Below are 15,241 nucleotides of genomic sequence, written 5' to 3' on the forward strand. Positions count from 1 at the left end.
TTCTAAAATTTTCTTAAAAAAATAAGCATACAAAGCTAAAACAACATAAGAAAGGCTGTTTATTGTATGATTAAACTCATTTACATACCCAAGATATCCATAATGTTTAGATATTGAATTAAGATAAATATAGTCTAAGGATAACTTATATATAATAAAGAATATTAATAATTTAAAATACTTCATATTAAAAAAATCAAGATTTATTAAATAATAAAGAAAGTAATAAATATCTAAACAGAATTACTCCCACATAAATCCATATAAAGAAGTCTATTGTAGAACTCTTTCCTAGAAAAAATGAACCAACCAAAACTAAAGTAGTAATTACCTCCCAAACGAGAAAAATTTTATTTTTTCTTTTAACCAATACCCCACTTGAATAATGAGAAAAAGATGCGGAAATAATAGTAGTAAAAATTATTATTTTACTCATGTCAAATGCTTTTCTCCACTTATTAATATCAAAAAACAGTGAGAAGAAATATTCCCCAAAAATTAAATATATTACAGCAAATAATAGAGATGCCAAAAATAATAACCCAACATAAGTATTCATCTTCTTATCGAGTTTAGCTCTATTGGTTTCTGACAAATCCTTGTAGATTAGACCATTTAAACTTTCTGATATTAAGCTTAATGGTTTATTTACAATTTTAGAGGCTAAGAAGTAATTTCCTAAAATAGCTGCTCCAAAATACTGTTTAATAAAGAAACTAGGTAGCTCAGCATTTAAAGTATTAATAAAGTAAGCCGGCATTTGATGCAATGGAAAAGACTTATATCTTATGATAATTTCATAAAACTCACTATAAACAAAATGTTTTCTTTGTATTTTAAGATAAAACATGATGAATATAGTCGCCAAAAAATTAGGTATCACATAAGATGATATCAAAACCCAATACGATAATTTTACGTAATAACCAGAAAGTATAATGACAACTGCAAATATAGCGTTTAGTATCATTGATGTACTTACAACATTCAGCAAACCTTTTTTTATAAGAATATCTTTCGATGCACCATATAAAGATTGGCTAAATGCGACCACAGGTATGATTAAAAAATAGGAATCTATATCAAAAAATAGCGTTAAAATAAATATAACTAAAAAAGAAAATATTGATAATATAACACTTAAAAAAATAGAAACTGTATACAGCTGGTGATATTCTTCACTCTTTTCGGGTAACATAATCGCCTTGTTATAAGACAAAGTATAAAAATACCCTAGTGGAGCTGAAATTGATAAAATAAAAGATAAGACCCCAATTTCATAATCAGAATAAATCCTTCCAGTTAATGGAACTGCAATGAGTAATATTAATTGAGATAATATATTGCTACCTAAAAAAGATATTATTTTTGTTTTCATAAATTTAAATAATCCTTTTTAGTTCTTTTAAAAAGAGTTTTGTATACAATATAAATAAACAATTTAAAATTTCTGTTTACGTAAGCTTTCTTTAATTGAGATAAAAAAATGTCTAGAATTGAACTTTTCTTAAGAAATAAGGGAGCCATTGCACCATTTATTAGTGCTTCAGAGAATTTCATACCTTCTTTTTCATATCCTACCACCACATTTAATAGAGATTGAGGAATATGAGAATCGGAACTCCAGATTACAGGTTTTTTATATTTTAAAGCAAGCAGGTAAGATTTATAATTATTAATAACTGACGATCTGGCATTAAATACTTCTATAACATCAACAGCCTGAGCCAATTCTTCTATTTCAGAATGTCCATCATATGGATGAGGCAAAACCAATAAAGCATTTTGCTCTTTTGCATTTTTATAAAACTCATCCCATCTCATATCTGTAATTTCATGCTTTAAATTCAATGCAATAACATCTCCTCTACTGGTTTTGTATTCTGCAGCAGTAGGTACTTCTACATCCAGATTTTGCTCTTTCAATCTTTTCTGAAGCTCCAAACTACCGTTTATGGTCTCATGATCTGTTAAAACAACAAAATCAAGTTTTTTGTTTCTGATTACTTTAATTATATTTTCAATCGTATTCATTCCATCATAGGAATGTGTACTATGAAAATGAAAAATGCCCTTTTTCATTTTTATTTACTTGAGAAAATTTTCTTTATTGTCCACATTAATTTCACTGAATCAATGGAAAAGTTTTCAAACAAATTCGTATAAGAATCTTTCTGGAAGTATTCTTTCATTTTGTATAGCTTTCCTGTTTTAACCAAGCCCAAAAGATCTCCATCTAAAACCCAAAAGAATTTTTTCCCAACTTCATATTTTTTTTCAAGTTGTTCGTTTACGTCCTTTGAATAAGCATCCATCAAAGTTCTGCCAAAATTTAATCCTACTGCATAGGATAGATCTAATGACCCCCAAAATTTAGGGTTTAGTTCTATTAAATGATATTTTTGTTTGCTCTCATCATATTTATATTCAATCATTAATGGTCCTGACCAATTTAAATACTCGATAATTCTTTTAGATATATCAAACATTTTTTCGCAAAAAATAGACTTAGCAGCTGTACTGGATCCTCCTGTAATTGGTATTTCTCTGATACGTTCGTGCATATAGTAACTGATGATCTTGCCTTCTTTTGCGATACAAAAAAAACCTCTGCCTACTCCGGATACTCGTTCTTGCATTAGGAGCTTTACTCCCCCTGACAAGTATTTTTCTATTTCTCCGAATTCAGACTCCGAATTTAGTTTTACGTATATCGGGTCAAATTTAGCTAAACTTTCATTACTTGATTTAACAACACAATTTTTATCTTTACTGTATACTCTTAATTCGTCAAGATTTGAAAATAATTTGCATTCAGGATAATGTACATCTTGAAGAGAATTTAAAATGACCATTTTGTCTTTATTCAATGCTATTTCAAGACTTTCTTTGGTAGGTAACAAACACAATTCTCTATATTTTTCTGAACATATTGTTACCGCTTCGCTTCCTACAGGAATTATGAATTCAGGTTTAATTTTCTTAACGGATTCTTCTAAATCCCCAACAATATAATCCTTACAATAACCAAATCTTTTAGTAAAAAAAACGGTTTCTTTATCTGTAGCAAAAATCTGATGACTATTTTCTTTATACAGCTCTCGCTGTATCGCTATAGAGTTTTTATAATTAGCATCCGTTATCAAAATTCTCATACTTGTTTTGTATTATTCAAGGTTGAACAAAATTCGAGGATCTGACAGTATAATTGTTTTTGCTTTTCATTCTCAAATTCATCATTATGCCAAAGTAATGAAAACTTCCCTCCAACTTTATGGCACTGAAGAATCATTTTTTTTACGTAGTTAAGGGCTTTATCATCATCTATACTTATTTTAGAATAATCTAAAACACTTCCTTCCATTACAATTAAAGGTCTTATTTCTACATCCAAAATTGATTTATTATATATATCAAATGGTTTGTATGAAAAACATGTTCCACACCTAAAACCACCTGTTTCATAAAAAGTTAAAGTATTATCATATTTCTGCCCTACGTTAGAAAGCTGTCTTAACGTTTCAAGAAAGCTGATTCTTAAGTAGTGCATTCTACCCCCAATTTCTGTAGGAATATTGAGTTTAGACAATATATTTCTGAGCTTCGCCCACTCTGTTTTAATTTTGGATTTTGATGATGCACTATAACTGTAATGAATACCTACTTCATGTCCCCTATTGTCTATTTTTTTCATAAGGGTCTTTACAAAATCGGTATAGTTGTATCTAAAATCAAATTTGAAAGAGGAATTACCCGGAATAAAATAAAACTTACTGATTATATCATATTTCTCTGAAACATCCATAAGCCAATCAAATGTATTGGAAGTTTCATTCTCAAAAAAATCCTTTCTATTGGTTAGATAAGATATAGCCAGGTTTGGTCTTTTGACCAGATCTATAAGAAAAAGCGTAATAAATTTAATTTTTGGAACGCTAATATATCTCGAGATCTTATCTACATCATGACTCACTTCAAAAGAAAATTGGTTTTGTTTACAATCAATACCGGAGGCTAGAAGTATATTTCCAATAAAATAAATCCATTCATCAACGATGGGTCGCAAGTAGAGCTCATCATGAAATAAATGTGAGTTTTTCAACTCAAATCTGGAATGTTTATCTTCAGATATTACTCCATATTCCTCTAATCTATTGAGAGACCACACCATGTATGATATGAAGTCATAATTTATTGTAAAAATATGATCTTCCTTCCTGATAAACCAGTCTATTTCTGAAACTCCAAATAAAACTAAATTCTCGTTCGGAATGTCCAAGTCTATTATTTTTGAAATAGACTCTTTCGACACATAACTGGAGACATTTTTTTTACTGAAAAATGCCTCTCTCCCGTTATCTGTAAAATTAATAGTTACAAAATGGTCTTTCTTAGAAAAAGTCAAACAAAAATGATCCTTTGAAAATTCAACTTGGACATCTACATCGAATCTCTCTCTAAAAATGTTACCAACCCAATCTTGCAACAGATTATCTGAAAGTATGTCTAAGAAATAATTACTTGTTACCAAAACTTTTAAACTATTATGAAAATTTTCTACTTTTTATCGTATATCCTCTCGATGATATCTACCACTTTCAATCCTTCCAGAGCGTTCGTAGTAATCGTATTCCTACCTTTTAACACATCCACAACATTTTCAATAATATAATGGTGATTGGCTGCAGATCCTTTATAAGCACCGTAATCATTTCCAGGATTTGTTGGTGGCAGTACAGGCATTTCATAATCTTTCACATTACAAACCTCTACCTTATCCATATATTGTCCTCCAATTTTTACTGCTCCGTGTTCTGCAATGATTGTCATAGAGCTTTCAAGGTTCTGATTCCAAACTGAAGTAGAATAATTCAATGATCCCATTCCTCCGTCTACAAAATCAAAACTTACAAAACCTGAATCTTCAAAATCAGTAAGGTGTTCGTGGTTGAAATCTGCAAATTTTGCCTGAATATTAGTAATATCACCGAATAACCAATACATGATATCTATGAAGTGAGAAAACTGTGTAAATAGGGTTCCTCCATCCAATTCTTTCTTACCATGCCATGATTCCGGCTTATAATATCTGTCATCACGGTTCCAGTAGCAATTAAGCTGAACCATGTATATTTCTCCCAATTTTCCACTCTCTACCATTTCTTTTACCCATGCAGAAGGTGGAGAATATCTGTTTTGCATCACAGCAAAAACCTGTTTATGTTTGTGTAAAGCTTGGAAAATAAGTTTTTCAGCATGCTGTTTATTCAAAGCCATTGGCTTTTCTACAACGATGTGCTTTCCTGCATCAATCGCTTTATAAGATTGTTCGAAATGAAATCCATTAGGAGAGGCAATATTAATCACATCAACCTCAATTCCTGAATTTAAAAACTCATCTAATGAAGCAAAAAACGGAACATCAAAGTTTTCAATACCCAGTACAGATTTATCTTTTACATCCATTAATGCGACCAATTCACACTCTTCATTTCTTGAGATCATTTCGGCATGTCTTTTTCCGATATGCCCGCAGCCTACTACTGCAAATTTTATTTTATCAGACATCTGTAATTTTTTAAATTTTTGAAACTTTATTATTTTCTAGCTTGTATTTTTCTCCGCTCTCTTCACATACAGCAATATTTTCTGTATCAAATTGGAGTCTTTGTCCAAATTCACTCATCCATCCCATCTGTCTGGCAGGATTTCCTACCACCAAAGCGTAATCCGGAACTTCTTTTGTTACTACCGCTCCTGCTCCTATGAAAGCAAACTGGCCTATATTATGACCACAAACAATAGTAGCATTAGCCCCAATGGATGCTCCTTTTCCAACATGTGTTTTCAGATATTCATTTTTTCTGTTTACAGCACTTCTTGGGTTTATTACGTTGGTAAAAACCATTGAAGGGCCTAAAAAAACATCATCATCACATGTTACTCCTTCATAGATGGAAACATTATTCTGAACTTTAACATTATTTCCTAAAACTACTTTTGGAGAAATAACAACATTTTGACCTATATTACATTTTTCTCCCAAAATGCAACCGGTCATAAGATGTGAAAAATGCCAAACTTTGGTACCATTTCCAATTTGACATCCTTCATCAATAACAGCTGTTTCGTGTGCAAAAAAATCCGACATACCTGTTTTATATTAATTAAAATAATTCTTAATTTCTGTAACAATAACATCCAATACTTCCTGATCAAACTCTGTATGTACAGGAAGAGAAATAACCTCTGCGCAAAGTTGCTCAGTAACCGGAAGACTGAAACCTTCTTCTACGTATTGCAGAAAAGCTTCCTGCTTATAAAGAGGCAAAGGGTAATATACCATACTCGGAATATTCTTTTCTGCCAAATATTTTTGTAATCCGTCTCTTTTTCCGTTTTTCACTCTAAGGGTATATTGATGAAATACATGATTAGAGTTCCCGGCTCTTTTCGGAGTCTGAACTTCAACAATGTTTGCAAGCTTTTCATCATAATAGTCTGCCATTTTATTTCTGGCAGCAGAATACTCATCCAAATGCTTTAGTTTAACCTTCAAAACTGCTGCCTGAATGGTATCTAATCTTGAATTACAACCTAATACTTTGTGGTGGTATTTTTTCTCCTGACCATGGTTGGCAATCATTCGGATTTTCAAAGCCAATTCATCATCATTAGTCATCAATGCTCCTCCGTCACCATAGCATCCAAGATTTTTTGAAGGGAAAAATGAAGTACATCCGATGTGTCCTATAGTTCCAGTTTTCTTTACCGTTCCATCAGAAAAAGTGTAATCAGAACCAATGGCCTGAGCATTATCTTCGATGACAAAAAGGTTATGTTTTTTAGCAAATTCAAGAATCTTTTCCATATTCGCGCTTTGTCCGTATAAATGAACGGGAACAATCGCTTTGGTTTTCGGTGTCAGATATTTCTCCAAACCTTCCAGTTCGATATCAAACGTATCTTCGTTTACATCTACCATTACGGGTTTCAATCCTAAAAGGCCAATTACCTCTGCAGTGGCTACATAAGTAAAAGCGGGACAAATTATTTCGTCACCAGGCTGCAGATCAAGTGCCATCATGGCAATTTGCAGAGCGTCTGTTCCGTTAGCACATGGGATAACATGTTTTACGCCTAAATATTTTTCAAAATCCTGTTGAAATTCTTTTACAGCAGGGCCGTTGATGAATGCGGTATTGTCAATACATTCCTGAATACCAGCATCTACTTCTTCTTTGATTCTCAGATATTGACCTTTAAGATCAACCATTTGAATTTTCATATATTTTGTTTTTTGAGCGCACTCAGAGGTGCATGTTTTAATTTACTATGAGCTCACTGATTTTATTTCCTATAGAAAGGCAGGAAGTGGCTGCCGGAGAAGGGGCATTTCTAACATGAATGATATTTCCATTTTTCACAATATCAAAATCATCAATTAATCCTCCGTTTCTGTCGCAAGCCTGAGCTCTTACACCTGATCCACCTACTACAAGGTCATTTTCCTGTATTTCCGGTAAAAGCTTTTGAAGGGCTTTTGTAAATGCGGATTTGGAAAGTGAACGGTGCATTTCTCCCATTCCGGTTTTTCCGTATTTTGCTACAATCTTTCTGAATCCTGGCCATAACATGGTCTGCATGGTTTCATTGAAATTGAAATCGAAAAAATTATATCCTTCTTTTTTGAAAGCCAGCACTGCATTGGGTCCAGCTTCAATATTACCATCAATCATTCTGGTAAAGTGAACTCCAAGAAATGGAAAGCTCGGGTCAGGTACCGGGTAAATAAGATGTTTTACCAGATGTTTTTTTTCATCCTTAATTTTATAGTATTCTCCTCTGAAAGGAATAATGACCACGTCATTCTTTTCGTTGGTCATTTTGGTAATCTTATCAGAATACAATCCTGCACAGGAAATTAACTTTTGGGTCTTAAATTCGGAAATATTGGTGTTTACAATAATTTCAGTCCCTTTATCAATAATGTTTTTTACTTCATTATTAAATCTTACTTCTCCTCCAAGTTCTTCAAAAAGCTCTTTTATCTTTTTTGCTATCCCGGGATAATCAATAATTCCGGTTTGTGGAACTTTGATCGCTCTCACTCCTTCACAATGGGGCTCAATTTCACGAAATTCTTCTCTTGAGAGATATTTCAAATTCTGAAGGCCATTTTCTACCCCTCTTTTATAAATGTTATCTAAAAGGGGTAATTCTTCCTGTGAACTGGCAACAATTATTTTACCGCAGAGGTCGTATCTTATTCCGTGTTTTTCAGCAAAATTAATAACTGAATTGTACCCTTCGATACAATTCTTTGCTTTAAGGCTTCCTGGCTTATAATATATTCCGCTGTGGATTACTCCACTGTTGTGTCCTGATTGGTGCAGTGCCACATCATTTTCTTTTTCTAAAATTAAGATCTTAGAATCAGGATTTTTCAGTTTGGTTTGATAGGCTGTAGCCAGTCCTACCAAACCTGCACCAATGATTATAATATCATAGTTCATTGTCTCTTACAATCTTGCATCTACCAGATTTCGATCTAAACATGCTTTGGTATCAAAAACTACAGCATTTTCTTTTTTCAACTGATTCAGATCCATTTCAAGGAACTCGTTGTGCGAAACTGCAATGACCAGAGAGTCATATTTTTTACCTTCCTCCAGAGCATCTAAAATATCAATTCCGTATTCGTGCTTTACTTCTTCCTTACTTGCCCATGGATCATAAATATCTACATTTACTCCAAAATCTGCCAGTTCTTTATAAATATCCACCACTTTGGTATTTCTTACATCCGGACAGTTTTCTTTAAATGTAACTCCTAAGATCAGTGTATTAGAATCTTTGATTACTCCTCCTTTTGCAATAAGAAGCTTCACTACTTTTGAAGCAACAAACTTTGCAATAGAATCGTTTACACGTCTTCCTGATAAAATGACATCCGGGTGATATCCCAACTGTTCTGCTTTGTGAGCAAGATAATAAGGGTCTACTGAAATACAGTGTCCTCCTACCAATCCTGGCTTATATTTAAGGAAGTTATATTTTGTACCAGCAGCTTCCAACACATCATTGGTATCAATACCCACTCTATCAAAAATCAAAGCCAATTCGTTAACAAAAGAAATATTAACGTCTCTTTGGGCGTTTTCGATAGCCTTTGAAGCTTCAGCTACTTTAATACTAGGTGCTTTATGAGTACCTGCAGTAATGATTTTCTTATAAAGATTGTCAACCTCTTCTGCTATTTCTTCAGTAGAACCTGAAGTTACTTTTTTTACGCTGGTAAGAGTATTTACTTTATCTCCCGGGTTGATTCTCTCCGGTGAATATCCTACGTAAAAGTCTTCATTGAACTTCAGTCCTGAATATTTTTCTAAAACAGGAACACATTCTTCTTCAGTACATCCAGGGAAAACAGTTGATTCATAAATAACAATATCTCCCTTTTTGATAATTTCACCTAACATTTTTGAAGCTGAAATCAACGGATTCAGATCCGGAGCATTATACTTATCAATAGGTGTAGGAACTGTTACAATAAATATATTAGCTTCTGAAATTTCAGAAAGCTGGCTTGTTGCTTTATATCCTAAAGAGCCATTAGATTCATTATATTTTCTAAGTCCTTCATTTAATTTATCAATATCTGCCTCAAGCGTTATATCCTGTCCGTTATTAAGCTGTTCAACACGTTGTGTATTGATATCAAATCCGAAGATCGGATAATGGCCTGCAAATTCAAGAGACAGAGGAAGACCTACATAGCCTTGTCCTATAACTGCTATTTTATACGTTTTCATCATTAACTAAGTTTATTTTTTATTTTTTGAAACCATGATTGTTCAACGTGGTTATTATAACCATAACCATATTTGTTGCTATATCCTAAATTTTCTCTACTTACATCATTAAGTACAAATCCTACATTTTTGATTTTCTTCTGATCAATATTACTATTTGCAAATTCTAAGAGTGCCTTTTCTGTGTACTTAGATCTGGACACATAAATGATGACATCAGAAAGATCTGCAATAAGGAAAGTATCAGTAACAAGAAGCAATGGAGCTGTATCTAAAATAATATATTCATATTTATCTTTTAATTCATCTAAAAGAACCTCATAACGTCCACTGGATAATAACTCTGTAGGATTTGGCGGAATCATTCCTGAATAGATAACATCCAAATAGGGGTTAAATGAAGATACATGAATAATATCCTCCATTTTCGTTTGATCACTATATAGATATTCTGTAAGACCCGTTAATCCCTTTCTGGCAGGGTTATATCTTTGTAACTGCGGGTTTCTGATGTCAGATCCTATAATAATTGCTTTTTTCTTAGGATTTGCTAATGTTAAAGCTAAATTAACGGATGCAAATGTTTTTCCTTCTCCCTTTACAGTGGAAGTAACAAAAACAACTTTTCCTTTTTTCTCTTTAGGAAGCATAAAATTCATATTGGTAATAAGAATTCTGAATGCTTCAGCCATAGGGGTTATATCATTTACCTTAACAATATCGGAGTCTCCTTTTTCAAGACTAGGTAGTTCTGCAATAATTGGTGCATGCACAAGCTTTTCAAGATCATGTTTGGTAACAATTTTATTATTGAAGAGCGTTGTCAAATAAATAATAATAAAAGGAATTAATAAGCCAGCTACCAAATAAACCGTTAAAATAACATTGGTTTTCGGAGAAATTGCCGCAGGTGAAGCATATGCAGTATCTACAACTTTTGCTTTTGGAGCTGTAATAGATTGTGCAATAGCAGTCTCTTCTCTTTTTTGAAGTAAAAGCAAATATAAATTTTCTTTAATCTGCTGCTGTCTTTCTATACTTCTAAACATTTTTTCAATAGAAGGAAGCTTTGAGATCTTTCCGGAAACTAAATTTTGTTCTCCTAGATATTCATTTTTTGCAAGCTCCAAGCCTACTCTGTTTCTTTGAAGGCTTTGCATAATAGAACTACGCATTGCATTAATTTGTTTTGTAACATCTACCACAGCAGGGTTTTCTGTTGTAGCAGATTCAAGCAGTCTGTTTCTTTGTAAAACAAGCTGATTATAAGAAGATATTCCCGATACTGCCTCAGGACTATTTAAGCCCACATTTGCGGGTAAAACCTGATATTGTCCTTGTTTAGAAACATAGCCTATAAGAGCTGTTGTAAGTTCCAGCTGAGCATCTACATCCAATTGCTTGGCTCTAGCTGCTGCTGAGCTTTCTAAATTAATTTTAGCTTCTGTTTCTAAATCAGTAAGATTATTTTTAGATTTAAAGCTTTCTTTCTGATTCTCAACTTCGCCTAATTCTCCTGACAATTTTTTGACTCTATCTTCAATAAAATCTAAAGTCTTTTTTGATTCTGAATTCTTATCTAAAATAGCGTCATTATTATAAGCTACTACCAGGCTATTGATAATATCTTTCGCTTTAGATATCTGAGGATATTGATATCCAAGCTTAAGTACAGTAGTTTCTCTATTTACCAGATCAACACTAAGTGGCCCCTGAAGACTATTTACCGTTGCTTCCAAAGAAGATAGCTGAAGCGTCAGGTTATTAGTATTTAAGCCTTTAATTGCCGCTGAATTAAATTTAGGATTTTTTGTTATTATAATATTTGCAAATGGTAAACTTATTGTTCTGCCATAAGTTGTAACAACTTCTTTTTTAAGGTTTTCACCACTCAAAGTTAACTTCTCTCCATCTATTGCAAGCTGCATTATATTTACAGGACTCATACCTGGTTTTTCTGCAATTACTCTTATTTCTATCGGTGAAGTTTCTTTGTATAACTCTAAAGTTCTGATTTTTCCTTTTGCAGTAATATTAGTTTGAAGGTTTAGATTATTGACAACCTCACCCATCATTTTTTTTGACTTCAGAATTTCTATTTCATTGGATATACTATTTGTTTTAAGTCCTCCAATTCCTGATAAATCAGGTAAAACTCCTAAATCGTTTGCCATTACTGGTGAAGAAGAATTTTTAGAATCTTTGATAAGAATCGTAGACTGTATACCATATACAGGAACCATAAATTTTAATGAAATATAGCCAATTACCAAAGCAGTAAATGCGCTTATGATAAACCAAGGCCATTTTCTGATATATGGTTTTATAATTTCACTAATATTAATCGTGTGTGAATTGTTTTCTTCTTCTGAGAATTGTGAAGATCGCTGATTATCCATCAATTTTTATTTCTTATTAAATAAACTTACTACTACTGCAATGGCTGTAACACCGATAGAAATTGCTGTCAGGTAAAGGCCTGTATTGGGATTTTGTTTTGCTAAAACATCCTTTGTATTGCTTGAAGAAACAATAATAGCATCACCTTGTTTAAGATTATAATATGGCGAATTAATCAGATTAGCATCCAATAGGCTGACACGACCATGTGAAACGACACCGTTTTCCGTTCTTACGATCAGGATCTCATTTCTTTTCCCATATTGTGTCAAATCTCCGGCAAGTCCTAGTGCATTTAATATTGTTGCATGTCCATTTGCAATGGTATAATCGCCTTGTCTATTCACTTCCCCTAAAACAGTTACTTTAAAATTAGCAAGTCTCATATTGACTGTTGGATTAATAACATATCTTGTCATTTTATCCCTTAGCTCATCTTTAAGTTCAACTAAAGTTTTATCTGATGTATTTATTTTTCCCAAAATTGGAAAATCAATATCTCCATTAGTATCTACAATATACATTGGTCCTGAAATTGTCAAAGCTCCCTGATTCGGGGTGTTTCCACCCGCATAATTATTACTTTGAATAAACTCAGATGAAGAATAGTTTTGATTAAAAGGTTTTACAACATCCGTATCTTTTGCTGTAATAAGAATTACAAGCTGATCTCCGGTTTGTATTGTGTTTCCAGAATTTTTAGCAGAGGCACTAATGGCCACTTGCTCTATATTCTGCATATAATTTAAATCATTCTTAGCATTGGGATTAACCTTACAGGAAATCACTAAAGAGGATGCCAATACTACTGCTAATATTTTTCCTTTCATTATATTTTTAAATTGTGCAAATATACATTTATATTTATCTATTTATCTAACGCCTCATATATAGAATTATTACTTCTAAACTCAGGCACAATTGTTTTCAAAATTTTAACAACCTCTACTTTATCTCGTCTTAAAGAAGCTTTTGTAATATGTCTAGTTAACAAATCTATTTCTTCAAATCCCATTGACGGATCTTTAGAGATCATAATTTTTTCATTATGGGTAGGAAGTGTTTTTGCGTTATCGCTTAACAGCTCTTCATAAAGTTTTTCTCCAGGTCTTAAACCCGTATAAATTATTTTAATATCTATATTAGGTTCAAATCCGGATAGTTTTATCATTCTGTTGGCAAGATCTAATATTTTAACAGGTTCTCCCATATCAAAAACAAAGATCTCTCCTCCTTCTCCCATTGTTCCGGCCTGAAGAACAAGCTCACAGGCTTCTGGTATGGTCATAAAATATCTTACAATATCAGGATGGGTAATTGTTACAGGGCCACCTGCTTCAATCTGTTTCTTAAAATGCGGAATTACTGAACCATTAGATCCCAAAACATTTCCAAATCTTGTTGTAATAAACTTGGTAACATTTCCTTCGACATTTTGAAGTGATTGTACAAATAGTTCTGCGGCACGCTTAGAAGCTCCCATTACATTTGTAGGGTTAACAGCTTTATCCGTAGATATCATCACAAACCTATTTACTTTATATTTACTGGATAGTTTAGCAATAATCTTAGATCCTAAAATATTCACAAAAATAGCTTCGTGAGGATTCTCTTCCACAAGAGGCACATGCTTGTAAGCCGCAGCATGATAAACCATTGAGAAGTTGTAAAATTGAAATAAAGATTCCATTCTGTGTTGATTTGAAACATCTCCCAAAACAAACTTAAATGAAATATGAGGGAATTTCTCTCTCATTTCAAGCTCAATTTCATAAAGAGGTGTTTCCGCCTGATCCAGTACTACAATTAATGAAGGATTGAAATAAGCAACCTGTCTCACAATCTCACTTCCTATGGACCCTGCCCCACCGGTTACCAACACTGTTTTATCAAAATGTCTGCTTCTTACTTTTTCATTTTGAATTTTAATAGGTTTTCTATTTAACAAATCTTCAATCTGAAGGCTTTTAATAGATCCTCCCAAATCACTATCTCTCAATTTTTGTACTGATGGAGCTTTTAAGACATTAAGATCTTTTTCCAAAAATAAATTTACCCACGCATTCATCTCATCTCTGGCCATCATTTCCTTAACGATGAGAACCCCATCAATCATAAGGTCTTCTTTTGTGTTTTCTTCTATTTTTTGTTTTTCGTAAATTGGTTTTCCCAGTAGAGATGCTCTTTTAGAATCTGTTCTTTGAGTCAAAAAACCTACTACCTGATAAGGTAAACTTGGATTATCCAGAATAGCACGGGCTATGGCAATTGATTGCTCATCAATTCCTAATACTAAAATCCTTTTTTTCAAAGCACTTCTTCTGTACTCCCGCACAATGTGGAAAAATTCCTTGACATATAATCTGAAAAGAAATAAACCCATAAACGAAATTACAAAATACAGTACCAGGTAAGGGGCCATTATAAACTTACCTCCCGTACTCCAGAAATAAAGCATGTTGATCGTACCAATGGCAAGCATTGTACAAAAACAGGATATCAGAAGTTTAAATAAATCTATAAATGTTGAATGGCGTATAATCCCGGCATATGTTTTGAAAACATACATAAAGATAGTATTCACCACAATGATAAAAGCAAAGATTATACTTTTATCTTCATGATAAATAAACTCCCTTTGGGTGATTTTTTCGATTATATAAGTAGAAAGAAATAGAGATATTACTAAGATAATAATATCTATTACAAGAATTATCCATCTAGGAAGATATCTTACGTCTGAGAGATTGACAACATTATCCCCTCCAAATATTGTTTTCCTAAGAGAATTGTACATTGTCTATATTGGTGTTCATATTTAATTAAGTGTAATATCTAATTATCCAATCAAAGATAATTCCGATACAATCATGCAAAAATAAAATAAATTTATCTCAATATGTTGAAATCAAAAATAAATTTGATGTTACATTTATGAAATTTAATAATTCCATCACGATACAGCTAAACAGGCAGACAAAAATCATACCATTAGAACTCTTACAAAGGCGATATTTATCTATAAA

12 protein-coding genes are annotated in these 15,241 nt (G+C 32.5%); all 12 read right to left on the reverse strand.

What is annotated here, in order from left to right:
- Window positions 1–196: 196 nt before the first annotated feature.
- Genes DBR39_RS14890 through DBR39_RS14945 form a run of 12 tightly spaced genes read right to left on the reverse strand, consistent with a single transcriptional unit; the run spans window position 197 to window position 15,012 of the window.
- Window positions 197–1,378 (reverse strand): oligosaccharide flippase family protein, encoded by a 1,182-nt coding sequence (locus tag DBR39_RS14890; protein WP_124534374.1) that lies wholly within the window; start codon window positions 1,376–1,378, stop codon window positions 197–199.
- Window positions 1,375–2,082: a PHP domain-containing protein gene (locus DBR39_RS14895; RefSeq protein ID WP_124534377.1), complete on the reverse strand. Its 708-nt coding sequence runs from the start codon at window positions 2,080–2,082 to the stop codon at window positions 1,375–1,377. Before DBR39_RS14895 ends, DBR39_RS14890 begins: the two co-directional genes overlap by 4 nt.
- Before the next feature lie 2 nt (window positions 2,083–2,084).
- Window positions 2,085–3,155 (reverse strand): hypothetical protein, encoded by a 1,071-nt coding sequence (locus DBR39_RS14900; protein ID WP_124534378.1) that lies wholly within the window; start codon window positions 3,153–3,155, stop codon window positions 2,085–2,087.
- Complete coding sequence (locus DBR39_RS14905) at window positions 3,152–4,531, reverse strand: polysaccharide deacetylase family protein (protein ID WP_124534380.1); 1,380 nt, start codon at window positions 4,529–4,531, stop codon at window positions 3,152–3,154. Before DBR39_RS14905 ends, DBR39_RS14900 begins: the two co-directional genes overlap by 4 nt.
- A 26-nt stretch (window positions 4,532–4,557) precedes the next feature.
- On the reverse strand, window positions 4,558–5,568 hold the full coding sequence (locus tag DBR39_RS14910; protein ID WP_124534382.1) for a Gfo/Idh/MocA family protein: 1,011 nt from the start codon (window positions 5,566–5,568) through the stop codon (window positions 4,558–4,560).
- Between the two features lie 10 nt (window positions 5,569–5,578).
- The gene (locus tag DBR39_RS14915) at window positions 5,579–6,151 is read right to left on the reverse strand and encodes an acyltransferase (RefSeq protein WP_124534384.1); all 573 of its coding nucleotides are present in this window, start codon (window positions 6,149–6,151) and stop codon (window positions 5,579–5,581) included.
- Between the two features lie 12 nt (window positions 6,152–6,163).
- The gene (locus DBR39_RS14920; RefSeq protein WP_124534386.1) at window positions 6,164–7,288 is read right to left on the reverse strand and encodes a DegT/DnrJ/EryC1/StrS family aminotransferase; all 1,125 of its coding nucleotides are present in this window, start codon (window positions 7,286–7,288) and stop codon (window positions 6,164–6,166) included.
- A gap of 37 nt (window positions 7,289–7,325) precedes the next feature.
- Window positions 7,326–8,516 (reverse strand): L-2-hydroxyglutarate oxidase, encoded by a 1,191-nt coding sequence (lhgO, locus tag DBR39_RS14925; RefSeq protein ID WP_124534388.1) that lies wholly within the window; start codon window positions 8,514–8,516, stop codon window positions 7,326–7,328.
- A 6-nt stretch (window positions 8,517–8,522) separates the two neighbouring features.
- A complete protein-coding gene (locus DBR39_RS14930) occupies window positions 8,523–9,818 on the reverse strand; it encodes a nucleotide sugar dehydrogenase (RefSeq protein ID WP_124534390.1) in 1,296 nt (431 codons plus the stop codon).
- A complete protein-coding gene (locus DBR39_RS14935; protein WP_124534392.1) occupies window positions 9,818–12,214 on the reverse strand; it encodes a GumC family protein in 2,397 nt (798 codons plus the stop codon). Before DBR39_RS14935 ends, DBR39_RS14930 begins: the two co-directional genes overlap by 1 nt.
- Window positions 12,215–12,220: 6 nt before the next feature.
- Window positions 12,221–13,045, reverse strand: a complete 825-nt coding sequence (locus tag DBR39_RS14940; protein WP_124534394.1) for a polysaccharide biosynthesis/export family protein — start codon at window positions 13,043–13,045, stop codon at window positions 12,221–12,223.
- Between the two features lie 38 nt (window positions 13,046–13,083).
- Window positions 13,084–15,012 (reverse strand): polysaccharide biosynthesis protein, encoded by a 1,929-nt coding sequence (locus DBR39_RS14945; RefSeq protein WP_124534396.1) that lies wholly within the window; start codon window positions 15,010–15,012, stop codon window positions 13,084–13,086.
- Between the last annotated feature and the right edge of the window lie 229 nt (window positions 15,013–15,241).

The sequence above is a fragment of the Chryseobacterium sp. KBW03 genome (genome assembly GCF_003852415.1).
Classification (GTDB): Bacteria; Bacteroidota; Bacteroidia; order Flavobacteriales; family Weeksellaceae; genus Chryseobacterium; species Chryseobacterium viscerum.